Below are 22205 nucleotides of genomic sequence, written 5' to 3'. Positions count from 1 at the left end.
CCCTTCCGTTCACGGCAGCAGGCTTAGAGTTGCGGGCCTGCGCTGACGATCTCCGCAGAGACCTCAAATTTGGTGAAGTTGTCGATAAACTGCTTGGCCAGGTCGGCGGCGGCCGCATCATAGGCAGCGGTGTCGGACCAGGCGGCACGGGGGTTGAGCAGCGTGCTGTCGACCCCTTCGACCTGCTTGGGTATCTGCAGGTTAAAGATCGGCAGGGTCTCGGTCTCGGCATTCACCAGCGCACCGCTCTGGATGGCGGAGATCACTGCACGGGTGGTCGGAATGCTGAAGCGCTGTCCGCCCTTACCATTGGCGCCACCGGTCCAGCCGGTGTTGACCAGGTAGACCTGGCTGCCAAACTCGACCACACGTTTCATCAGCAGCTCGGCGTAAACGCCGGCGGGGCGCGGGAAGAAGGGGGCACCGAAGCAGGTGGAGAAGGTGGATTTGAGGCCCGGGCCGGCACCCATCTCGGTGGAACCCACTAGAGCGGTGTAGCCACTAAGGAAGTGGTAGGCCGCAGCCTCTTTCGAGAGGATGGATACCGGTGGCAGCACCCCGGTCATGTCGCAGGTGAGGAAAACGATCGCCTTGGGCTCGCCGGCACGGTTCTCGATGACCCGCTTTTCGACGTGCTCCAGCGGATAGGCGCAGCGGCTGTTCTCCGTCAGGGAGACGTCCTTGTAGTCGGGCTCGCGGGTGTGCGGGTCGATGGTCACGTTCTCGACGATGGCGCCGAAACGGATCGCGTTCCAGATCACCGGCTCGTTCTTCTGGCTGAGGTCGATGCACTTGGCGTAGCATCCCCCTTCAATGTTGAAGACGGTGCCCTTGCCCCAGCCGTGCTCGTCATCCCCGATCAGGAAACGGTTCTCGTCGGCGGAGAGGGTGGTTTTGCCGGTACCCGAAAGGCCGAAGAAGAGGCAGGTTTCGCCATCCTCGCCCACGTTGGCCGAGCAGTGCATCGGTAGCACATCCTTGGCCGGCAGCAGGAAGTTCTGTACCGAGAACATCGCTTTCTTCATCTCGCCGGCGTAGCGCATGCCCGCGAGCAGCACCTTGCGGGCGGCGAAATTGATGATGACGGCGCCGTCGCTGTTGGTGCCATCGCGCTCAGGGTCGCAGACGAAGTCGGCAACGTTGAGGATCTCCCAGCACTCTTTGCCGGCGGGGTTGAACCCGTCGGGGCGCACGAACAGGTTACGACCGAACAGGTTTTGCCAGGCGGTCGCGGTGGTCATCTTGATGGGCAAGTAGTGCTCCGGATCGGCCCCGACGTGGAGCTCCTGCACGAAGGACTCCCGCTCGGAGAGGAAACGGGTCACACGATCCCACAGGGCATCGAACTTATCAGCGTCGAAGGGGCGGTTGATCGGCCCCCAGTGAATCTGGTCACTGGTGCTGGGCTCGTCGACAATAAAGCGGTCCTTCGGAGAACGGCCGGTGCGAATACCGGTCTCGACGACCAGTGATCCGTTGGCGGCCAGCTTGCCCTCACCCCGAGCAAGCGCGAGCTCGACGAGCTGCGCGGCTGTCAGATTAGTATGCGTGGTGTTACCACCAATACCCTGTGTCATATCGATTATTCCTCGCCGGCCTGAGCCGATGTATCTGCAGAATTGGGGTCGGCACTGTCGCTCTGTGGGGACTCCGGCGGACCTATACTAAAATTTAGGGCAGGCAATTATGCCAAAAAAAATGAGCCAGTGCGAAGGGCGGATTTACCTACCCGATTAAGCCCCCCAAAAGCCCACCAATACTGGGGTCTCAGGGGGCTTTGGGGTGGCGCAAAACTCAATGCAGCCGGCCACCGGGAGGGGCGTTGAAGAGCTCATCAACCTGCTTGGCGCTAAAGTGGTAGCGGGCACTGCAGAACTGGCAATCCACCTCGATCACCGGCTGCTCCTCCAGCAGCTTGCGTACCTCCTCCTCGCCGAGCCCATACAGTGCCCTTGCGGTGCGCTCATGGGAGCAGTTGCAGTGGAAGCTGACGGTGGCGGGCTCGAACAGGCGCAGTTGCTCTTCATGGTAGAGGCGGTGCAGTAGCTCATCCACCGGCAGCTCAAGCATCTCCTCCGCCGAGAGGGTATCGGCCAACAGCACCAGGCGCTGCCAATCATCGTCAGCGGTCGCTTTATCCCGCCCTTCGCTGGCCGGGAGTTCCTGTAACAGCAGTCCAAAGGCGGTCTGCCCGTCAGCCTGTAACCACAGGCGAGTCGGCAGTTGCTCTGACTGGGCAAAGTAGTGGCTGAAGCAATCCGCCAGGCTGGTGCCATCGAAAGGGACGATGCCCTGGTAGCGCTTGCCCTGCTCGGGGTCGATGGTGATCGCCAGCTGTCCCGCGGGCATAAGGGTTTGCAGTGAGCCCTGAGGATCGCTGCCTTCGTAGCGGGCAAGGGCGCGGAACTGGTCATGGTGGTTGATCTCAACCATCAGCAGGCTCAGGGGGCCTGCACTGCGGGCTTGCAGAGTCAGGGTGCCCTCAAACTTGAGGGTGGCACTGAGCAGCACCGCGCAGGCGCACAGCTCCCCCAGTAGCTGGTGGATGGCCGGGGGGTATTGGTGAGCAGCCAGAGCGGCGCGGTAGCTGTCATCGAGGCGGACCAGCTGGCCGCGAGTGTCGGTGTCGTCGAAGATAAATCGCTGGCTGAGGTCGTGACTGCTCATGGATTACCTATACTGTTGGGGATTCGAAGCTCCCTATATGGGAGCAGTATAGCGTTTTACAATGCCTGAACGGCGAGTGGGAGCGATTCGGTACCCCCTTGGGACGAGTCGGTCGAACAGAGGAACCTGGCGGACCCTGAGTCCGTTGTGAGGCAGGATGCAGATACCGACAGATAGCCCAGCGACGCTCTTGTGCAGTACCTGTCTGCTGGTTGCCCTGCTGCTGACCCCGGTCTCGGGTCTGCGGGCCCAGCCCAGCGAGGCGGTGAAAAGTATCACCATCGAAATCGCCCCTGTGATACGGGACAGTCGCAGCCTTCCGATCAGAACCAGCGGCCGGCTCGCCTACCAGACCGAAACTCGCCTCTCCTTCAAGACCAGTGGACTGGTCTCCTCGGTGGCGGTGGATGTCGGCGATGCTATTGAAGAGGGGCAGGAGCTAGCGGCCCTGGACCTTGAGGAGCTTAATGCCCAGGTGGCATCCGCTGCCTCGAGCGTGGATCAGGCGGCTCGGGACCTGAAACGTTTACAGGACCTCTATAAAAAGAGGGTGATTCCGCTGCAGCAGCTGGAAAATGCCCAGACTGCACTCGAGGTTGCGCAATCGGCGCTGAATATCGCCCGTTTCAACCGGCGGCTGTCGGTCATCAAGGCACCCTTTTCGGGGCGCGTGCTGCAGCGTGAGATAGAGGTCAATGAGCTGGTCAGCTCTGGTGCGCCGGTGTTTGTAGTGGCCGGAGAGGAACAGGGCTGGATCGTCAAGGTGGGGTTGGCGGATCGCGATGTGGTGCGGGTGCGATTGGGCGATCCCGCCGAGCTGCGGATGGACCCCTATCCCGGGGAGCTGTTACGGGGCGAGGTGAGCCGAATCGCAGCGGCCGCCGACCCGGCCACTGGCACCTTCGAGGTAGAGATCAGCCTGCCGGCGGAAACCCGGCCCTTGCGCTCGGGCTTTGTGGTGCGTGTGGATATATTGCCCAGTAGCACCCCCGAGTATGCCTATATCCCCATTGAAGCGCTGGTGGGAGCCAATGAGCGACTGGGGCTGGTGTTCGCCTACGATCGACAGAGCGGGCGGGTCAGCCGTCGCACCATCAATATCGTCGACCTGGTGCATACCGAACTGGCGGTGAGTGCCGGACTGGAGGGGGTCCAACAGGTGGTTACCGAAGGGGCGCCCTATATGCGTGAAGGCTTGCGCGTGCAACTGTCGCACTAGGGGGACGGATCACGAATGAGGATTCCTCGTCTTGCGGTCAACAACTATCAGTTTACTCTGGTGGTGGTGCTGCTTGGGGTCGTGCTGGGGGGGATCTCCCTGCTGACCATGCCCCGCTCCGAAGATCCCCAGGTGACCCTGGCGATGGCCGATGTGATCGCGGTTTATCCGGGTACTACCCCCCAGGATATGGAAAAGCTGGTGGTGGACCCGATCGAGGAAGCCCTCAACAGCCTCGATGATGTAAAGGAGATCAAAACCGTCATCGAGGATGGCCTCAGCCTCACCCACATCGAGTTTCACGAACTCGAGGAGGCCGAAGACTACTACGACGATGTGGTACAGGCGATGGCGCAGGTGCGTGATCAGTTGCCTGCCGACCTGCTGCGCCTGGAGGCGCTGAGGATCTCCCCTTCCGACGTCAACATCATGATGGTGGCGCTGCTCTCTGAGAGCGCCCCTTATCGGGACCTCAAACGGATTGCCGAGCGACTGGAGACTCGCCTGGAGGCGAGTCCGGGGGTGAAGCAGGCGGACGTCTGGGCCATACCGGATCAGCAGGTGCAGATTCGGGCCGACCTGGAGCGCATGGGGCATCTGGGTATTTCTCTGGATAACCTGCTGGAAGCGGTGCAGGCGGCCGCGGTTAACGTGCCGGGAGGGCATGTGGATGCCGGCAATCGGCGCTTTACCGTGCGTACCAGCGGCGACTTTAAAAGCATTGAGGATATCCGTAGCACCACGGTCAAGGCGATCGGCGACCACATCGTCTTTGTGGGGGATATCGCCGAGGTGGAATTTGCCGACGCCGATCCCACCCATGAGGCCCGGGTCGATGGTAAACGGGCGGTGCTGGTATCGGTTGCGCAGCGCGATGGCACCAACATCTTCAGTGTGGTTGAGGGCGTGCGCGAGACCCTGGGGCGCTTTCAGGACGACCTTCCTGAAGGGGTGACCAGTGCGGTGGTCTTCGACCAGACCGGTAGCGTTCAGAAAATGGTGACGGTACTCACCGGCAACCTGCTGCAGGGGTTGGGGCTGGTTGGCATTGTGGTGCTGCTGGTACTGAGTATCCGCCAAAGCCTGGTGGTGGTGCTGGCGATCCCGGTGTCGATGATGATTGCGATCGGCTGGATCGATGTGGCCGGCTATGGCCTGCAACAGATGACCATCGCCGGGCTGGTGATCGCGCTGGGGCTGCTGGTGGACAATGCCATCGTCATCACCGAAAACATTGGTCGCTTGCTGGCCGAGGGGGAAAAAACGCAACAGGCCGCCATCCGTGGCACCAGCCAGATGGGCTGGGCGGTGGCCAGCGGTACCGCCACCACCCTGCTGGCCTTTGTACCCATGATGATGTTGCAGGGCCCGACCGGGCAGTTCATTCGCTCACTGCCGGTGGCGGTGGTCTTTACGCTGACCGCCTCGCTGCTGGTGGCGCTCACCTTTACCCCGCTGCTGTCGAGCCGGTTTTTGCGCCCTCCCACAGCGCGACGCTTTACCCTTAACCCGATCCCCTGGTTGCTGGAACGCTTTATCCGTTACCTCTATGGCCCTCTGCTGGGACTCTCGCTGCGCTTTCCCCTGTTGCTACTGGCGCTGGCCCTTGCGGTCTTTGCCTACAGCCTTACCTTTTTCGGTGCGGTTGGGGTGAGCCTGTTTCCCAAGGCAGAAAAGCCCCAGTTTATGGTGGATGTACGCCCTCCCGACGGTACCAGCTACGACCATACCCGGCGCCTGGCGCTATTAGCGGAGGAGCGCCTGCTCGGCCTGCCGGAGGTCGCCAGCGTCACCACCAATATCGGGCGCGGAAATCCGCGGGTCTACTACAACATCAGGCCCAAGCGGGAGACCCCTAACTATGCCCAGCTGTTTGTGCAGTTTCACCAGCAGCACCAGCCGCAGGTCGCGACGGTGGTGGAGCAGTTGCGGGAGCAGCTGGCCGGGGTGCCGGGGGTGGAGTTTGAGGTGAAGGAGTTTACCCAGGGGCCTCCGATTGATGCCGCCGTCGCCATCTGGGTGGTCGGGGATAATATAGATACCCTCAAGGAACTCAGCCTGCAGGTGGAGGAGGCGGTGCGGGGAGAACCCGGCGCTGTTAATGTGGATAACCCGACCGGTAACTACAAAACCGACCTGTTGGTGGACATCAATCGCGACAAGGCGGGACTGTTGGGGATTCCCCTGGTGACCATCGATCGCTCGGTACGCACCTCCCTGGTGGGGACCACGGTGGGTAACATGCGCGATGAGCTGGGGGATGAATACGATATTCTGGTCAGACTGGCCGACAACGATAAACCCTCACTGGATGACTTTGACCGGGTGACCGTCACGGGCCTGGGCGGTGCTACGGTACCCCTGCGGCATGTGGCCCGTATGTTGCCGGTGCCGGGACAGGCCAGCTTTCGCCACCTGAACCTGGAGCGCACCACGCTGGTAACGGCCGATGTGGCGCGCGGCTACCGGGTGGCCGAAGTGACCGCTAACATCGCCGCCAGGCTCGATGGAGTAGACTGGCCACCGGGTTACGGGTATCGAATCGGGGGAGAGGAGCAGCAGCGGGAGGAGTCCTTTGCCGGCATCACCAAGGCGCTGATGATCGCCCTGTTGGGGATCTTCGCGGTGCTGGTCTTGCAGTTCCGCTCCTTCCTGCAGCCGTTGATCGTGTTCGCCGCCATCCCTTTTGCCATCATCGGGGTGATCTTCTGCCTGCTGCTGACCGGCAATACCTTCTCGTTTATGGCCTTTATCGGCTTCAGTTCGCTGGTGGGTATCGTGGTCAATAACTCAATTATTCTGGTGGACTACGCCAACCAGCTCCGCTCCCGGGGCTTGTCGGTGCAGGCGGCCGCGCTGGAGTCGGGCAAGACCCGCCTAGTCCCCATCCTCCTCACCACCTTGACCACGGTCGGTGGATTGCTGCCCCTCACCCTCTCCTCCAGCACCCTTTGGGCCCCCCTGGGATGGACCATTATCGGCGGCCTCATCTCCTCCTCGGTACTGACGCTCTACGTAGTGCCGGTACTCTATAAGCTGATGACCCCGGAGTCTGCCAAGCGGTCTGGCTAGTGGTTCTGGTCGTGGAAATGGCGAATGTCCCGCCGCTGTTTTTTAGTGGGGCGGCCAGCGGTGGCCGGCGAGTTCCCCCGCAACGCCTTGCGCTGGGCGGCGGCCGCTTCGCGCTTTTTGATGCTGGTGTCGCTTTCGCGGTAGAGACGCTGCGCTTCAGGGGCGCCGCGGCGCTGCTCGGAGATCGCGACGATCTCCACCTCAAGGTCATCCAGCCCCTGGCGGATCTTCAGCAGATCCCCCACTTTGGGCTCCTTGCTGGGTTTGGTGCGGGCGCCATTGTAGTGCACCTTGCCCCCCTCCACTGCCTGCTTGGCCAGCGAGCGGGTCTTGAAAAAGCGGGCAGCCCACAACCATTTATCGAGGCGGGGTTTGCTGTCATCGGCCTGGGGCATTGAGGGGTCCTTCTATTCGATCGGAAGCAGTTCGGTAAAATCGTTAACGGCGGCAAACTCTTCGGTGTTCTTGGCACTGCCCTGGCTGTCCGGGTGGCTGATGGCGATCAGTTCGGCAATGCCCCAGCGCTGCCCGCTGCGTAACACCGGAAGACTGTCATCGATAAACAGGCAGCGTTTGGGGTCGATGCCGATATCGGCCTGCAGGGCGGGCCAAAACTGCGGGTGCTCCTTGGCAAAACCGTATTGGTGGGAGCTGATCATGAGATCGAAGTATTGGCCCAGGGAGGCCTTTTCCAGCTTGAGGGATAGGCTTTGCTGGTGGGCGTTGGTGATCATCACCACCCGTTTGCTGGAGCGTTGCAGCGCAGCCAGGAAGGCTTCGGCGCCAGGGCGCAGGCTGATCAGGTGGGCCAGCTCTCGCTTCATGGTGAGCAGGTCGAGTTTGAGCTCGGCTTGCCAGTAGTCCAGGCAGTACCACTCGAGCTGCCCCTGGCGGTCTTCGAAGCGGCGGTAGAGCTCCGTTTTGGCCTGCTCAAGGCTCATGTCGTACTGGCGCGCGTAATGGGTGGGCACGTGCTCCAGCCAGAAGCGGTTGTCGAAATGCAGGTCCAGCAGGGTACCGTCCATATCGAGCAGCACGGTATCGATGGTTTTCCAGTCAATCATGGCATCCGTTTCTGTATAGCGGCGACAAGGCAGTATACTACGGCGCACCATGGAGTGCAGAGTCAGGAGAGTCCCTTGTCCAAACCCAAAGTGTTGCATAGCCGGGAAGTGGCCCGTACCCGTTTGTTTCGTGTCGAGGAGATGGGGCTTCGCTTCAGCAATGGTGTCGAGCGCACCTACGAGCGCCTGGTTGGCTTTAATACCGGCCATGCGGCGGTGATGGTGTTACCTTTGCTCGACGACCAGCGGTTTGTCATGATCGAAGAGTATGCAGCGGGCACCGAGGACTATCAGTTGAGCCTGCCTAAGGGGTTGGTGGAGCCCGGTGAGTCCTTGCTTGAGGGGGCTAATCGCGAACTGATGGAGGAGGCGGGGTACGGTGCCCACAAGCTGGAGCTGCTTACTGAGCTAAGCCTGTCCCCCAACTACATGAGCCACCGTATGCAGGTGGTGGTGGCCCGCGACCTCTACGAGATGCGCCTGGAGGGCGACGAGCCTGAGCCGCTGGGTGTGCATGTGTTTCATTTCGACCAGCTGCCGGAGCTGGTGCAGCGCCCCGACTTTACCGAGGCCCGCGCCATGGTGGCGCTCTATATGGCCCGGGACCTGTTGCGCAGCCCCCAGGGTGATGTGCAATCAACCATTTAATGGACAGGACTATGCAAGCAACAGAACTACTTCCCGGCGTGTGCCGGATAGCGGCCCAGGCCGGCGAAGCGATCATGCAGGTGTATCAGCGCGATGATCACGGGGTGCAGGTCAAAGAGGATGAATCCCCCCTCACCGAGGCGGACCTGGCGGCCCACCGCATCATTGTCGCGGGGCTGAAGGCCCTGGCGCCTGAGATCCCGGTACTGTCAGAGGAGGATGCCGATATGCCCTGGTCCGAGCGCCAGCAGTGGTCCAGATACTGGCTGGTGGACCCGTTGGATGGCACCAAGGAGTTTATCAACCGCAACGGTGAGTTTACGGTGAATATCGCCCTGATTGAGGAGCGGCGGGCGGTACTGGGGGTTGTGTTTGTTCCACCTTCGCGGGTCTGCTACCGCGGGGTGCTGGGGGCTGGGGCCAGTGTGGAGCGTAACGGGGTTGTGAGCCCTATTAAAACCCGGGCCTTTGACCCTTCTCAGGGCATAGTCGCCGTGGCCAGCCGTAACCATAGAGGGGAGGCGTTACAGGGCTGCCTCGACCGGCTGGCGAGCATGGGCAAATTGACCGATACCAGCATGGGGAGCTCACTCAAGCTATGCCTGGTGGCTGAGGGTGAAGCGGACCTTTATCCACGTTTGGCACCGACTTGCGAGTGGGATACTGCCGCCGCCCAGGCGGTGGTTGAAGCCGCGGGAGGGGCCGTGCTGGATGCCGACTTTAATCCCCTCAGGTACAACACCAAAGCGGAGCTGCTCAACCCCTGGTTTTATGTGGTGGGGGATCCCGGAATCCACTGGAAAAGCCTGCTCGGCAGCTAGGCCTCAAGGGGAGGCACCGCAGGCCGATAACTATTCAGTGCCCGGTGGATCAGCTAACCTTAGGGCAATCTATGCTCCGCATCGGGGAACAGGAACAGGTCGGGATGCTCGATTGGTTATTTAAACGCAATCAGGACAGCGAGGCTAAGCAGCAGCGTGAGGAGGGTCGTGCCCTGCTCAAACGCCTGAGCCAGAACCATACCTTTATTGAGGTGAGCCTTGAGGGAAGTGACCGACACTTCCGCAGCCTGGTGCTGGCGGTGGAGGAGGACAGCATCCTGATTGATGAGCTGTTTCCCGGTAATGATGAACTGCGCCTGAGCAAGGGGCGCCGGTTTGATATCGACTGCCGTGAGGGGGGGTACAACATCAGCTTCTCCGCCAGCCTTATCGGTGAGGAGCAGAATGACGGCTTTCCGGTGTACCGGCTGACGGTGCCCGACTATGTCGAGCATCACCAGCGCCGGGCCGCCTATAGGGTCAAGGTGCCTGCGGCGTCACGTATGCCCGTCATGCTGGGGGGGTATGGCGGCGTCTCCCTCAGCGGCGTTATTGTGGATATCTCCTCCAGCGGGGTCCGCATTCATGTTGGCGGGTCGCGCCTGGAAGGGCTGGGGCCTGGCACTCTGATTCCCGATGTTCGCTTTACCCTGGAGGAGAGTCGCATTCGCTGCCAGTTGCGGATCTGCAACAGCAGTTATGCGCGCCGCCCCTACCTGCATACGATATTAGGCTGTGAGCTGGTGGGTGTGGATTCGGCGCTGCAGACCAAGCTGGATCGCTACATCGCGACCTTGCAGCGAGAGCAGCGGCGCAACCATCATCAGCAGGCGTTTGATCTGGAGTAGCTTGCGATGCCGCCGGAGAGCGGGCAATAAAAAAGGGGAATCGCATGGCGATTCCCCTTTTTTGAATTGGTGCCGAAGGAGAGACTCGAACTCTCACACCCGAAGGCACAGCGACCTGAACACTGCGTGTCTACCAATTCCACCACTTCGGCAAGTGGGCGCAATTATATAGAGGGCGGTTTCACTGTCAACCCTATTTTTATGCTGCGCTGAAAACTTTTTTCTCCCTTCAGAATCACCGGCGAGGGATCTCAGGGTTGCTGCTGTACCGCGGGTGGCGGCGTGGGTACCGACAGGTAACCATAGCGGTAAAGGCCGCTCTGGGTGGCAACGCAGAACACCAACCAGAGGTTGAGGGCCAGGATCGCCGCTTTGATACCCCAGCCGGCCGGGCGGGGTTGACCTCTATCGTCAGAAAAAAGGCCGGTCGCCATCAGGTAAAGCCCGATCAGCGGACTGATGGCAAAGGAGGCCAGCAGCGCGACGTATTTGTTGCGGTGCAGGGGGACCTCTTTATAACGTTCGTAGCGGATGCGCCGGAATAGTAGGTCCCTGAGCCCCGGTGACTTTGCGCCGCTGGCGGGTTCGGGTTGATGGCTGGGTTTCTGATCCATGGGTCACTCCTTGCGCTTTGGTGCGGGTGCCGCTCTAATGCCCATAGTAGTCATTGGCGAAGGGTGCGCCTAGACGTAGATACCGCTATACCGGTGATAGAGTCCGCAGCTGCCAGAGAAAAGAGGGTATCGAGGTGATGCTGGAAAGAAACCTGAGGTTGGGGTCGGCGCTGGTGGTGGCACTCTTTGTCATCCTGCACCTGCTCAACCACAGCCTGGGGCTCATAGGGTTGCCGGCTATGGAGGCCATGCAACTCGCGCTGGCGCCCATCTGGCACAGCTGGCCGATGCTGGTGCTGCTCTACGGTGCGCTGCTGACCCACTTCCTGTTGGCCTTTGTCGCCTTTTGCCGCCGTACCACCTGGAATATGCCCTGGTGGCAGATTGCCCAGTACCTGCTGGGGTTGAGTATCCCGCTTCTTCTGATTCCCCACATTGTCGGCGCCCGGCTGTTACCCGCCCTACTGCCCTCGGTGGAGGGGGGGTATGGATGGGCCCTGGCCTCGATGGGCAATACCGAAGGGCTGATGGTCAAGCAGACTCTGCTGCTGTTGATCGTCTGGAGCCACCTGGCGGTGGGGTTGCATTACTGGTTGCGTGTGCGACAGGGGTACCAGCGTAGCAAACTCCTGTGGCAGTTGCTGGCGCTGCTACTGCCCATCCTGGCACTACTGGGCTTTTACCGGGCGGTTGCAGATGTCGGCAGCGTCGACCTGTCGGCCCGCTGGGTCCGGGTCGCGACCGGTCATGAGGGAGCGGTCGCGTGGGCCAATCACACCAGCCTGTGGCTGGAAAACCTGTTCTGGGGGCTGTTGCTGGGGGTGGTTTTGTTCCATGGGGTTCGTCTCTACCGGCGTACAAAGCGCACCAGTATCCAGTTGCACCATCCCCAGCGGGGAGTCCTGAAGGTGGTACCGGGCATGACCTTGCTGGAACTGTTGCGCCAGCACCGGATACCCCACTCGGCGGTGTGTGGTGGGCGAGGGCGCTGTACCACCTGCCGGGTTCGGGTGAGGGATGGCTTCCCCAATCTGCCCCCCCGCTCGGCCGCCGAGCATCGGGTTCTCGAAAGTATAGGCGCAGGGGAGGATGTGCGGCTGGCCTGCCAGCTGAGGGTGACCGACTCCCTCAGTATCGAACCCCTTCTCAAACCGGGGAGTGGGCTGCACCAGATGAACCGCCCCGGCGGCGTAGCGGGGTTTGAAAAAAGCGTTGTGGTGCTGTTTGCGGACCTGCGTGGCTCCACGGCGCTAGGGGAACAGCGCTTACCCTACGACGTGGTCTTTATCCTCAACCAGTTTTTTGCCGAGCTGGCGCAAGCGCTGGAGAAGACCCGGGGTCATTACGCGCAGTTCAACGGCGATGGACTGATGGCGCTGTACGGTATCGAGGGCGACCTCGCGCGGGCCTGCCGTGACGGACTGCGGGGCGCCATGGCGATGCAACAGGGGCTCGACAGTCTCAACCAGAGGCTGGAGGCCGAGTTGCGAGAGCCTTTGCAAATGGGGGTGGGGGTCCATTGTGGTAACGCTATCGTTGGCACCATGGGGCCGCCGGCCTCGCCGATTCTGTCGGCGGTGGGCGACACCGTCAACAGCGCCGCACGACTGGAGCAGGCGTGCAAAACGCTGGGCAAGACTCTGGTGATCTCCCGGGAGCTGGCGCAGATGGCGGGGTTGGGCCTGGATGAGAAGTGGATCCACACCCTGCCGGTGCGCGGTCGTCAACAGGAGGTGCAGGTCTTTGCGCTGTCACCCGAGGATGAACTTTGGAGTGGACTGGAGCGAAAGCTGGCCTCTTACGATTAATCCATTCAGCAAACTAATGGACTGTCATTTTCCCCTCTGCTGCTGATAGGCGACCCACTGGCGATTGGCTAGCATGGGCTAAAGCCTCTGCGTGGCGCGGGGGAGAGGAATCGACAGGAGAAAGCCGTGAGTGATTTTCAAGGTAAGGTCGTACTGATTACCGGAGCCGCCAATGGCATCGGGCGCGAAGCCGCTCTACAGTTTGCTGCCCGGGGCGCGCGGCTGGGGATCAGCGATATTGATCAGTCGGCACTGGACGCTTGCGCGGAGCAGATTCGTGAAGCGGGAGCCGAGGTGGTGGCGGTGCCCTGCGATGTGCGCGAGCCGGACCAGGTCAGCCGTTTTGTTGATGCCGTGGTCGACCGCTTTGGCCGACTGGATATCGCCATCAACAATGCGGGGGTCGAGCTGAGCCATGCCAAGCTGGCGGAGGTGACCCTGGAGGCGTTCGATACCACCATGGCGGTTAACGTGCGTGGCGTTTTCCTCTGTATGCAACAGCAGCTGCCGCAGATGGTTGCCCAGGGCGGTGGCGTGATCCTCAATGTGTCGTCGGTGGCGGGGCTGGGTGGGGCACCCACCATGTCCCACTATGCCGCCAGCAAGCACGCGGTGATCGGATTGACCAAGTCGGCGGCGGTGGAGTATGGAAAGAGCAACGTGCGCGTGAATGCGCTGTGCCCCTTCATCACCCAAACGGACATGCTGGAGCGTACGCTGGCGTTGATGCCTGACCGCGAGGAGGCGCTGGCGCGCCTGACCGCACCGGCCCCTTTGCGCCGAGCCGCAACGGCCCACGAAGTGGTCAGCGCCATGCTGATGGTCTGCCATCCGGATAACAGCTATATGAGCGGTGCCGAGATCAAGGTGGACGGCGGCTACTGCGCGTTGTAGTTCACCCCTGGACGCGCCCCTCGATGGCAGCGCGAATACGCGACAGGGCGGTTTCCAGTGTGGTGCGTGGGCAGCCGAAGTTGAGGCGCATAAAGCGCGCATCGCCAAAATCCGCGCCCGGCGAGAGGCCGACCCCGGCGGCCTCGAAAAACGCAGGAGGGTTGTCCAGCGCCAGCGCCGATACGTCGATCCAGGCCAGGTAGGTTGCCTCGAAGGGGCGCAGGCTGAGGCCGGGGATGCGATTGATCTCTTCCACGAGATAGTCCCGGTTACCCCGCAGGTAGGCCAGCAGCTGCTGGCTCCAGGGCTCGCAATCGCGATAGGCGGCCAGCGCTGCGGTGAGGCCCAGCAGATTGACATCGGGCACTATCCCCTTCATTACCCGGCGGAAGCGGGCGCGTAGCGCCGGGTCGGGGATGACCGCAAAGGAGCAGGCCAGGCCGGCGATGTTGTAGGTCTTGCTCGGGGCCATCAGGGTGATGGTGCGTTTGGCCAGCTCCGGGTCGAGTGACGCCAGCGGAATATGTTCGATACCTGGCTCCAGAATCAGGTCGCAGTGGATCTCGTCGCTGCACAGAACCAGGTCGTGACGCGTACAGATTGCCAGCAGCCGTTCCAGCTCCTCGCGCCGGTAGACGGTGCCGCCGGGGTTATGGGGGTTGCAGAACAGCAGTAACTCGCAGGCGGGCGTGATCGCCTGCTCCAGGGCATCAAAGTCGATGACCCAGCGATCACCGTCGGCAACCATCGGGGTGCTGATCAGCTGGCGGTCGGAGAGGCTGGGAGCGGACATGAAGGGAGGGTAAACCGGCTTGGGGCTGATGACGCCGCTGCCGGACTGGCCGGTGGCGCGGCAGGCGATATTAAGCCCGCTGACCATCCCCGGCATCCACACCAGCCAGTCCGGCCGGATGGTCCACCGGTAGCGTTGTTGCAGGCGCTGGGCGATGATCGCCTCCAGCTCATCCGAGACCAGGGTATAACCAAAAACGCCATGTTCTATCCGCTCGTGAAGCGCGGCTATGATAGCCGGCGGCGCCATGAAATCGGTGTCGGCCACCCACAGGGGGAGAATGTCTTTATCGCCATACTTTTCCCATTTCAGGCTGTGGGTAAAGCGGCGGTCGATGGGGCGGTCAAAATCGCTCATGGGGTATCCGGGGGCAGAATGAAAGGCTGTGTTGGATTGGGCCCCTATGGTAATCAGTTGCCGGGAGTGCCGCCAGCCGGGGGCGGGGTGAAAGGGCGGTTTTTGTGCTTGAATAGGTGGGCAGGCAGCGTCGTTGACGGTGGGGGAACGAATGGGGCAGCGCAGTGTAAGGGGGCTGGTATGGACCCTGGTATTGGGCCTGATGCTGGAGATGGGCGTCAGCGTTGCAGCAGAGTTGCGAATGGGGGTGCGATCCCGCATCTCGCCCTGGGCGATCGCCGAAGATAACCGGGGTATTGAACTGGATATTGTGCGTGAAGCGTTGGCCTACAGGGGACATCAACTGGTGCCTGTATACCTGCCCTATACCCGACTGAAGCAACAGCTGTCATCCCAATCCGTTGATGGCGTATTGTTGTCCAATGAAAAACTGGGGCTTGAAGGGGTTCATTTTTCCGACTCCCACGTGACCTTTCACAATGTCGGGGTGAGCCTGGCCACGAAAAACCTGCACGTGACCCGGATGGAGGATATCTCCAAGCAGAGGCTTTCTGTGCTGGCGTTCCCTAATGCACGGCTGCTATTGGGCAACGAGTTCGCGGCGGCAGCAAAGGCCTCAGCGCGGTATCAGGAGATTCCGAATCAGCTCTCCCAGGTTCGCATGCTGTACTGGCAACGGGTCGACCTGGTCGTACTGGAACGCCATATATTCGAGTATTACAGCAAGGAGGCGGAGCGCGAAGGGGATCAGCTGGCAGAGGTCAGGGTGCATGCCCTGTTTCCACCGACCCACTATAAGGTGGCGTTCAGGGATGAAGCGATCCGGGACGACTTTAACGAAGGGCTAAGGATGCTGCGTGAAAACGGCCGTTACCAACAGATCATCGACCACTACCTGAAGCGCTGAAAAGCCTCCTGACGAGCTGAATTTCCCTTGTCGCCAAGCCGCTCCAGCCCTGCGAGCGTAATCCGCGCGAAGGGGTGATGCCCTGTTATGATATCGACCACTGCGCATACATCAATGACACCTACGGTTACGCTCTCGATCGGGGTAGCACTGACCGGGAGGGGTTGATAGATGAAACCGGTATGGCACTGTATAAGGCAAGGATGGGGGCAGGTGCTCCCGGAGCGACTAACGAGCGGGACTGGAAGCGGTCACAATGAATGACAGGAGTGAAAACATGAGCATGCAAAGCGAAAACCTGGACTACGGACCCCTGGCCCCACTGCTGGGGCGCTGGCATGGTGATCGTGGCCAGGATCGGGCTCCCGAGCCGGATGGAGTGGAGCAGAGCGCGTACTACGAAACCCTGGTGTTTGAGGCGGCAGGCCTGACCACCAATGCCGAGCAGCAGGAGCTGGTCGCGCTGCGATACCACCAGTTGGTGAGCCGAAAAAGTAACGATGAGGTGTTCCATAATGAATCGGGCTACTGGATGTGGGAGCGCGCCAGTGGCCTGTTGATGCAGTCATTCAGTATTCCTCGGGGGGTGGCCGTACTGGCCGGGGGGCAGCTGTCGGATGGCGGGGTGTTGCAGGTACGGGCAGCGGCCGGCGATCAGCAGTGGGGCATTGTTCAGTCGCCTTTTATGCAACAAAAAGCGAAAACCCTGGCCTTCGACCGGCGCCTCTGGCTGGAGGGGGATGAGCTGGTGTATGAGCAGACGACACTGCTGGATATCTACGGTGAGCGCTTTGAACACAGCGACAGCAATCGTCTGCGGCGCAGTAATTAGCCTCCAGGGCTAACCTGGCAGTCATAAAAAAGGCACCCGGAGGTGCCTTTTTTGGGTCAGCTGGATCAGAGCTTGAAGCTTTGAACCACCTCGTCCAGCTCCCGGAACCGCTCAAGCAGCTCTTCGGCCGCCTCTGCCGACTGTTGGGCCTGGCGCAGGGTGCCATCGGAGACTTCGCGGATCTGGTGGATGTTGCGGCTGACATCGCTGCTGACCGCACACTGCTCCTCGGCGGCGGTAGCAACCTGGTCGTTCAGGAGGTTGATCTCCGATACCTTGGTGGTGATCTGGTGCAGGGCCTGAACGGTTTGTGCCACCTTATCCACGCTGCTATCGGCCTTGGCGCTGGCCTGGTTCATGTAGTTGACCAGCGAGCTGGATTCGTTCTGCAGCTGCTGGATCATCGACTCGATTTCGTCGGTGCTTTCGTGGGTACGCTGGGACAGGGTACGCACCTCATCGGCCACCACGGCAAAGCCACGTCCTGACTCCCCGGCCCGGGCTGCCTCGATAGCGGCGTTGAGAGCCAGCAGGTTGGTCTGCTCCGCGATGGTTTTGATCACAACCAGCACCGAGCCGACGTTGTTGCAGCGCTCACCGAGGTTACGAGATACATCCTCCAGTTTGGTCAGCACCTGTTGCAGGTCATTGATTTCAGCGGTGGCCACGGTAGAGAGGCGGTCGGCCTCTCCGGCGGCGGCGTCGGCCTCGCTGGAGTTTTGCGCGGTTTGCTCGGCGCTACGCTGGAGCTCCTGGGAGGTCGCCTCCATCTCTTCAATGGCGGCTGCGATCACCTCGGTATCCTGGTGCTCGCGGGAGGTCGCTTCCTGGGTCGAGCGGGCGAGATCGGCGATCTGGTTGGAAGTGGTGCTGATGTGGGTAGTGGCGGTGGCCACTTTACTGATGCTGCCGTGGAAGGCCTGCAACATCCGGTTCATGGAGTGACTCAGGCTGCCCAGCTGGTCCTTGCTGCGGTAGCTGATGCGGTGCACCAGGTCGAAGTTGTTGGTGATCTCCTGCAGCTCGCGGTCAATCAGCTCCACCGGCTGGGTCACGGTACGGCGCGCGGACCACACCAGCACCGCAAAGGCGATGATAAAGATGATGACCTGAATCAGGGTGGTTGAGGCGACGCTGTCCGCAATATGGTCATTCACCTCGCTCAGGTCGTAGCTAATACGAACCGCCCCCAGGATCTGCCCCACCTTGGCGCCATCCTCTTCATGGCAGGACATGCAGAAGCTACCGCGGTACTCCTCCAGGGCAGGGATCGGACGAATGTGGGTAAACACCTCTTTGCCGTCAACCATCTGCAGCTGGTTGATGGTTTCGCCAGCCATTGCCCTACGGTCCAGATCGTCAGCGACCCGCTGGTCGGGATTACCTGGGCCATACTTCTCGTTGATGAGGTCGGAGCGGATCAGATGTGCCTCGATAATGCCCTCTTCAGCGGTCAGCTTCTCCTGTACGATCTCCCGCAGCCCCATTTCACCAAGGTCCATGAGGATATTGATCTGGTCGATGTAGGAGTTGGCGGCTACCTGGACCTTCTCGGCGGCCAGTTCGTGGCCAAGCCGGCTTTGACCGGTTTGGGTCTGGTAGATGGCGGTGCCAAGGATCACCAGAAAGATGATAAGAAGAGGGGCAAAAATTTTGGCTTGAAGGCTTTGATGAAACTTCATAATGGTCCCTGCGAATAGTGGGCGCGAGGTGGATCTTGAACCGTCCACTTTAGTGCGCTTTTTCCCTTGAAGGCTATAGGTAGATTTACGGCCGCTTTTGCGAAAACTTCAGTCTAAATTTCCTTTGATGGTACTAAGTCCTGCCGCTTAGGCGTATGTGCGATAAAGCGGTACGTCGAAGCCCGGTGGAGCCGTACCGAAACAGAGTGCTAAAGCGCCAGTTTACCAACAAAAATCCCTGGTGGTGAACAGGAGTTATTTTTAAAGGTATTAACGATACAACAGGAAATGAGGACAACGGAGGTAGAAGTGCTTGGGGGGCGCCGGGACAGCTGAAGGGTTGAGTATGGATTGGGAGTCGCGACCTTGGCCGCTCAATGGTGCAGAGTGAGGGGGAGGAAAAAGAGGCTGCGGCCAGCCCGGGGGGCCGGCCGCAGAAGGAGGGATTATCCGTACACCAGATTAGGTAACCAGGTGATCAACCCGGGAACCATAATGCACAGGAGCAGACCCACAGCCTGCAGCGCCAGGAACACCAGCGAGCTGCGGAAGATGGTTGCCATGCTGATCTCCGGCGGGCAGACGCCACGGATATAAAAGAGCGCATAGCCAAAGGGTGGGCTCAGGAAGGACATCTGCATATTGACCAGATAGAGCACCCCAAACCAGAGCACCACATCCTCTCCGGGGACCGCCGGCAGGCCAAACAGGCCGTCGAAGGTGAGGGACTTAACGATCGGGATAAAGATCGGCACTGCCAGTAGCAAAATGCCCACCCAGTCGAGGAACATCCCCAGAATCACCAGCAGCACCATCAGCAGGAACAGGATGCCGTAAGCCGACATGCCGGTGCCTATGATGGAGTCGGTGATGAAGTCCTGGCCCCCTTGCAGAATGTAGAAGCCGACAAAGACCGAAGCACCGAACATGATCCAGAGCACCATGGCTGACGCTTTGGCGGTGGTAACCGATGCCTCACGCAGGGCGTTGATACTGAAAGAGCCGTGCATGGCGGCCACAATCATGGCGCCGAACGAACCGATACCGGCCGCCTCTACTGGCGTCGCAATACCGCCAAACAGCAAACCCAGTACCAGCATGACCAGAATGATCGGCGCGATCAGGTCCTTCAACAGCAGCAGCTTCTCCTTGAGGCTGATGCGCTCCTCCTCGGGAACCGGAGGCCCAAGCTCGGGATTGATGCGGGTGCGAACCCAGACGTAGAGCAGGTACATGCCGGAGAGCAGCAGACCCGGAATGATGGCGCCCAGGTAAAGCTCACCCACGGACTGTTGCGCGACCACAGCGTAGAGAATCGCAAGAATGGAGGGGGGGATCAGGATGCCCAGAGTACCCCCTGCCATGATTGAGCCCAGAGCGATTTTATGGTCGTAACCGCGTTTGAGCATGGCCGGCAGGGCAATGATACCCATGGTCACCACGGCCGCACCAATGACGCCCACCATGGCCGCCAGTATGGTGGAGGCGATGATGGTGGCCATGGCCAGGCCGCCGCCCACGCCACCCATCCACTTGTAGACGACGTTGAACATCTCCTCGATCAGGCCCGCCCGCTCAAGCATGGAAGCCATAAAGATAAACAGCGGAATGGCCGCCAGGTCGGAGTTGGTCATCATCGGGAAGATGCGTCCCGGAATGATGTTGAGCATGGTGGCATCGCCCACCAGATAGATGAAGACAACCCCCAGTCCACCGGTTACGAAGGCCAGTGGTAAGCCCATCATGAGGGCGACCAGAAGGGAGCCAAACATCAGGTAGGTGAGCGGGCCGATTTCGAGATTCTCCAGGCTACCTGCGAGACGGAAGAGGAAATACTCCTCGCTCCAGGAGTCGTAAAGGATCGCGTTGATCACCTCGACGAACACCACGAACCCGAGGCCAAGGGTGGCCACTACCAGTAACAGGGTACCGAGAGACCCGCTCAGGGATGATCGGTTTGCCGGGCTGTTGTTCACAGACTGCGTACTCATGAACGTGCCTCCTGACCAAGTCGAATAAACACAATGATGTCCTTGATGAGTTTGGATATTCCCGCCAGCAGGATGAGGCTGGAGCCCACAAACATCATGCCTTTAACCGGCCAGTATTGGATGCCCCAGGTTTCCACGGTGGTCTCTTTCATGTTGAAAGAGTCAAGGAAAAAGGTCCAGGAGGTACCCGCCAGCGCCAGTGCGAAGATAAAGAAGAACAGGGAGGTGAAGATATCCATCCCGACCCGCCCCCGAATGGGCAGTTTGTTGTAGACCACGTCAACCCGGACATGGGCGCCGTGAAGCATGGCGTAGCTGCCTGCCATCAGGTACTGCATCCCCAGCATCAGGTAGGAGGATTCGTGTACCCAGATGGTGGGCATATTAAAGAGGTAACGCATGACCACTTCGAAGAAATAGAAGCAGACCGCATTGACCGTCCAGAAAGCGACAAACACTCCGGAATGCTCAGAGATCCAGTCGATCACCCGGGTTACGGGAGTGCTGACATCCTTGAATTTTTCGAGAGGATCCTCTTCCAAGAGCAACTTTTCGACATTCTGCTCCGCCTCAGACACCGGGCTGGGCGATTCTGGAGAGCGGCGGTCGAGATAGATCATGATCAGTGGCATGACTGCCAGCCACCCCCAATAGAGCCAATGGGGCATGACAAAACCAAAGCCTTCGAGATCAGACACTTTTTTTACTTCCCATAGCAAAGCCGCAGGGAGTCAGGACTCCCTGCAGCAATCAGTAGTTAAAAGGATGCGTCTAGAGGGTCTGCCCCTTGATGTCATCCTCGGTGATGTAGCCGACGATGTCGTTCAGCATGTAGTCACGATGGATCTTGAAGATTTCAGCCGCGTCGGCATCCTTCTTGGCCCACTTGTACCAGATCGGAATAGCTGCACGCCGGAACGACTGCATGTCGTCCTGGCTCATCCGTGACACTTCACTGCCGGAATCCTTGAACTTCTGCAGCGCCTCAATGTTGCGCTTCTGGATGGTCAGGTAGTGGTTCATGGAGTAGTTCTTGACCTGGTCTTCCACCAGCTTCTGCATCTTGGGCGACAGTTTCTTCCAGGCACGAGCGTTCACTGTCAGGTCCATGAGGTCAACAGGCTGGTAGACCGACATTACCCCGGGAGGTCCAAACAGGATGTGCTTGGTCACCTGGCCAAAGCCCAGTTCCCAGTTAACCGCCGGGCCTACGTAGTCAGCCGCATCGATGGTGCCCTTCTCCAGTGCCGGGAAGATGTCAGAACCGGGCAGGCTCACGGTGGACACCCCAAACTGCTGGAACACCTCGGCTACCATGCCGCCGGGCAGACGAATCTTCATCCCCTTGAGGTCTTCGAGGCTATCTACCTTTTTCTTCGAGTGGATGATGTTTGCGTCGTGGTGGATAGGGCCAACGTAAAAGAGGCCGAACTTTTCATAGATAGCGCGGGTCTTTTCCAACATCCCGAGAGCGTAGAACATGGTGTCCCACTGGTGGGGCTGGTCAGGACCGGCCGGGTAGGAGGAGAGGAATACGGAGGCGGGAATCTTGCCGGACCAGTACAGAGTGAAGGGGTTCATCCCATGCAGAACACCGTTACGGACAGAGTCAAACAGGGCGTTGTTATCGGCGGCTACCGACTTGGCAGGGAAAGGCTTGATCGCCAGCTCACCACCGGATGCCTCCACCATTGCATTACACCACTCCTCGAAGAGGGTGTAGCCCACGGTACCTGCATCCCAGGTGGACTGGACTTTCCAGGTGGTTGTGGATGCTGCTTGTGCGTTGCCCACAAAGGGGGCTGCTACCATCGCCGTGGTGGCGCCAATGGCGGCTTGTTTCAGGAACTTACGACGCTCCGATACCGCAGGAGGCGCAGGCGACTTGTTGTTATCATTGCTGCTCATTTTCCAGACTCCAATGTCTTTTTTTCTGTTGTTAGAATCTTGCTCGCGACGGGCTTATTACCCTCTCCAAAGGGGCTCGG

The 22205-nt window shown here is 60.2% G+C and carries 19 protein-coding genes and 1 tRNA gene; 9 read left to right on the top strand and 11 right to left on the bottom strand.

Translation table 11 applies throughout. From position 1 onward, the window contains the following. Positions 1–23: 23 nt before the first annotated feature. Positions 24–1577, bottom strand: coding sequence for a phosphoenolpyruvate carboxykinase (locus D0544_RS11290; RefSeq protein WP_125016203.1), 1554 nt, complete (start codon positions 1575–1577; stop codon positions 24–26). Between the two features lie 217 nt (positions 1578–1794). After that, entirely contained in the window at positions 1795–2667 is an 873-nt protein-coding gene (gene hslO, locus D0544_RS11285; RefSeq protein WP_125016201.1) for an Hsp33 family molecular chaperone HslO, read from the bottom strand. Between the two features lie 157 nt (positions 2668–2824). On the opposite strand from hslO, the gene D0544_RS11280 reads away from it, so the two are divergent. Continuing rightward, complete coding sequence (locus D0544_RS11280) at positions 2825–3886, top strand: efflux RND transporter periplasmic adaptor subunit (RefSeq protein WP_125016200.1); 1062 nt, start codon at positions 2825–2827, stop codon at positions 3884–3886. Positions 3887–3901: 15 nt separating this feature from the next. After that, positions 3902–6958 carry an efflux RND transporter permease subunit gene (locus D0544_RS11275; RefSeq protein WP_125016198.1) on the top strand — a complete coding sequence of 1019 codons (3057 nt, stop codon included), beginning with the start codon at positions 3902–3904 and terminating at the stop codon, positions 6956–6958. Here D0544_RS11275 and D0544_RS11270 read toward each other — a convergent pair. Next, positions 6955–7353 carry an RNA-binding S4 domain-containing protein gene (locus D0544_RS11270; RefSeq protein ID WP_125016196.1) on the bottom strand — a complete coding sequence of 133 codons (399 nt, stop codon included), beginning with the start codon at positions 7351–7353 and terminating at the stop codon, positions 6955–6957. The genes D0544_RS11275 and D0544_RS11270 overlap by 4 nt on opposite strands. A gap of 12 nt (positions 7354–7365) precedes the next feature. Then, a complete protein-coding gene (gene yrfG, locus D0544_RS11265; RefSeq protein ID WP_125016194.1) occupies positions 7366–8022 on the bottom strand; it encodes a GMP/IMP nucleotidase in 657 nt (218 codons plus the stop codon). 75 nt (positions 8023–8097) lie between these two features. Between yrfG and nudE the strand changes: the two genes are divergently transcribed. From nudE to D0544_RS11250, 3 genes are all read left to right on the top strand, one after another. Then, on the top strand, positions 8098–8670 hold the full coding sequence (gene nudE, locus D0544_RS11260) for an ADP compounds hydrolase NudE (protein WP_243647324.1): 573 nt from the start codon (positions 8098–8100) through the stop codon (positions 8668–8670). Between the two features lie 11 nt (positions 8671–8681). Then, entirely contained in the window at positions 8682–9491 is an 810-nt protein-coding gene (cysQ, locus tag D0544_RS11255) for a 3'(2'),5'-bisphosphate nucleotidase CysQ (RefSeq protein WP_125016190.1), read from the top strand. A gap of 104 nt (positions 9492–9595) precedes the next feature. Next, the gene (locus tag D0544_RS11250; RefSeq protein ID WP_164880912.1) at positions 9596–10339 is read left to right on the top strand and encodes a flagellar brake protein; all 744 of its coding nucleotides are present in this window, start codon (positions 9596–9598) and stop codon (positions 10337–10339) included. A 67-nt stretch (positions 10340–10406) separates the two neighbouring features. On the opposite strand, the gene D0544_RS11245 is transcribed toward D0544_RS11250, so the two are convergent. Together D0544_RS11245 and D0544_RS11240 are read right to left on the bottom strand one after the other, a co-directional pair. Further along, positions 10407–10491, bottom strand: a tRNA-Leu gene (locus D0544_RS11245). A 99-nt stretch (positions 10492–10590) separates the two neighbouring features. After that, the gene (locus tag D0544_RS11240) at positions 10591–10953 is read right to left on the bottom strand and encodes a hypothetical protein (protein WP_125016186.1); all 363 of its coding nucleotides are present in this window, start codon (positions 10951–10953) and stop codon (positions 10591–10593) included. A gap of 137 nt (positions 10954–11090) precedes the next feature. Here D0544_RS11240 and D0544_RS11235 point away from each other — a divergent pair, with 137 nt between their 5' ends. Together D0544_RS11235 and D0544_RS11230 are read left to right on the top strand one after the other, a co-directional pair. After that, a complete protein-coding gene (locus tag D0544_RS11235) occupies positions 11091–12761 on the top strand; it encodes an adenylate/guanylate cyclase domain-containing protein (RefSeq protein ID WP_243647360.1) in 1671 nt (556 codons plus the stop codon). A gap of 126 nt (positions 12762–12887) precedes the next feature. After that, positions 12888–13655, top strand: a complete 768-nt coding sequence (locus tag D0544_RS11230) for an SDR family NAD(P)-dependent oxidoreductase (RefSeq protein WP_125016182.1) — start codon at positions 12888–12890, stop codon at positions 13653–13655. Between the two features lies 1 nt (position 13656). Here D0544_RS11230 and D0544_RS11225 read toward each other — a convergent pair whose 3' ends face one another. Further along, positions 13657–14805 (bottom strand): MalY/PatB family protein, encoded by a 1149-nt coding sequence (locus D0544_RS11225; protein WP_125016180.1) that lies wholly within the window; start codon positions 14803–14805, stop codon positions 13657–13659. Between the two features lie 151 nt (positions 14806–14956). On the opposite strand from D0544_RS11225, the gene D0544_RS11220 reads away from it, so the two are divergent. After that, on the top strand, positions 14957–15712 hold the full coding sequence (locus D0544_RS11220; RefSeq protein WP_125016178.1) for a substrate-binding periplasmic protein: 756 nt from the start codon (positions 14957–14959) through the stop codon (positions 15710–15712). Between the two features lie 277 nt (positions 15713–15989). Beyond that, on the top strand, positions 15990–16544 hold the full coding sequence (locus tag D0544_RS11215) for a heme-binding beta-barrel domain-containing protein (RefSeq protein ID WP_207905862.1): 555 nt from the start codon (positions 15990–15992) through the stop codon (positions 16542–16544). Positions 16545–16609: 65 nt separating this feature from the next. Here the strand turns inward: D0544_RS11215 and D0544_RS11210 are convergent, their stop codons facing one another. The 4 genes from D0544_RS11210 to dctP form a co-directional block, all read right to left on the bottom strand. Beyond that, complete coding sequence (locus D0544_RS11210) at positions 16610–18226, bottom strand: methyl-accepting chemotaxis protein (RefSeq protein WP_125016176.1); 1617 nt, start codon at positions 18224–18226, stop codon at positions 16610–16612. 446 nt (positions 18227–18672) lie between these two features. Beyond that, the gene (locus tag D0544_RS11205) at positions 18673–20217 is read right to left on the bottom strand and encodes a TRAP transporter large permease (RefSeq protein WP_125016174.1); all 1545 of its coding nucleotides are present in this window, start codon (positions 20215–20217) and stop codon (positions 18673–18675) included. Continuing rightward, on the bottom strand, positions 20214–20915 hold the full coding sequence (locus D0544_RS11200; protein ID WP_125016172.1) for a TRAP transporter small permease subunit: 702 nt from the start codon (positions 20913–20915) through the stop codon (positions 20214–20216). Before D0544_RS11200 ends, D0544_RS11205 begins: the two co-directional genes overlap by 4 nt. Before the next feature lie 73 nt (positions 20916–20988). Further along, entirely contained in the window at positions 20989–22125 is a 1137-nt protein-coding gene (gene dctP / locus D0544_RS11195) for a TRAP transporter substrate-binding protein DctP (protein WP_125016170.1), read from the bottom strand. Positions 22126–22205 lie beyond the last annotated feature (80 nt).

This window comes from Aestuariirhabdus litorea (genome assembly GCF_003864255.1).
Lineage (GTDB): Bacteria > Pseudomonadota > Gammaproteobacteria > Pseudomonadales > Aestuariirhabdaceae > Aestuariirhabdus > Aestuariirhabdus litorea.
Note: the sequence above shows the minus strand (reverse complement) of the source record. Positions and strands in the feature narration are given on the sequence as shown.

What these genes read in the sequence shown, in the direction of transcription:
- yrfG (WP_125016194.1), bottom strand. Translation starts at nt 8,022, where the DNA reads ATGATTGACTGGAAAACCATCGATACCGTGCTGCTCGATATGGACGGT.
- D0544_RS11290 (WP_125016203.1), bottom strand. Translation starts at nt 1,577, where the DNA reads ATGACACAGGGTATTGGTGGTAACACCACGCATACTAATCTGACAGCC.
- D0544_RS11275 (WP_125016198.1), top strand. Translation starts at nt 3,902, where the DNA reads ATGAGGATTCCTCGTCTTGCGGTCAACAACTATCAGTTTACTCTGGTG.
- D0544_RS11240 (WP_125016186.1), bottom strand. Translation starts at nt 10,953, where the DNA reads ATGGATCAGAAACCCAGCCATCAACCCGAACCCGCCAGCGGCGCAAAG.
- hslO (WP_125016201.1), bottom strand. Translation starts at nt 2,667, where the DNA reads ATGAGCAGTCACGACCTCAGCCAGCGATTTATCTTCGACGACACCGAC.
- D0544_RS11225 (WP_125016180.1), bottom strand. Translation starts at nt 14,805, where the DNA reads ATGAGCGATTTTGACCGCCCCATCGACCGCCGCTTTACCCACAGCCTG.
- D0544_RS11270 (WP_125016196.1), bottom strand. Translation starts at nt 7,353, where the DNA reads ATGCCCCAGGCCGATGACAGCAAACCCCGCCTCGATAAATGGTTGTGG.
- D0544_RS11235 (WP_243647360.1), top strand. Translation starts at nt 11,091, where the DNA reads ATGCTGGAAAGAAACCTGAGGTTGGGGTCGGCGCTGGTGGTGGCACTC.
- D0544_RS11220 (WP_125016178.1), top strand. Translation starts at nt 14,957, where the DNA reads ATGGGGCAGCGCAGTGTAAGGGGGCTGGTATGGACCCTGGTATTGGGC.
- cysQ (WP_125016190.1), top strand. Translation starts at nt 8,682, where the DNA reads ATGCAAGCAACAGAACTACTTCCCGGCGTGTGCCGGATAGCGGCCCAG.
- D0544_RS11250 (WP_164880912.1), top strand. Translation starts at nt 9,596, where the DNA reads ATGCTCGATTGGTTATTTAAACGCAATCAGGACAGCGAGGCTAAGCAG.
- D0544_RS11205 (WP_125016174.1), bottom strand. Translation starts at nt 20,217, where the DNA reads ATGAGTACGCAGTCTGTGAACAACAGCCCGGCAAACCGATCATCCCTG.
- D0544_RS11280 (WP_125016200.1), top strand. Translation starts at nt 2,825, where the DNA reads ATGCAGATACCGACAGATAGCCCAGCGACGCTCTTGTGCAGTACCTGT.
- dctP (WP_125016170.1), bottom strand. Translation starts at nt 22,125, where the DNA reads ATGAGCAGCAATGATAACAACAAGTCGCCTGCGCCTCCTGCGGTATCG.
- D0544_RS11210 (WP_125016176.1), bottom strand. Translation starts at nt 18,226, where the DNA reads ATGAAGTTTCATCAAAGCCTTCAAGCCAAAATTTTTGCCCCTCTTCTT.
- D0544_RS11215 (WP_207905862.1), top strand. Translation starts at nt 15,990, where the DNA reads ATGAGCATGCAAAGCGAAAACCTGGACTACGGACCCCTGGCCCCACTG.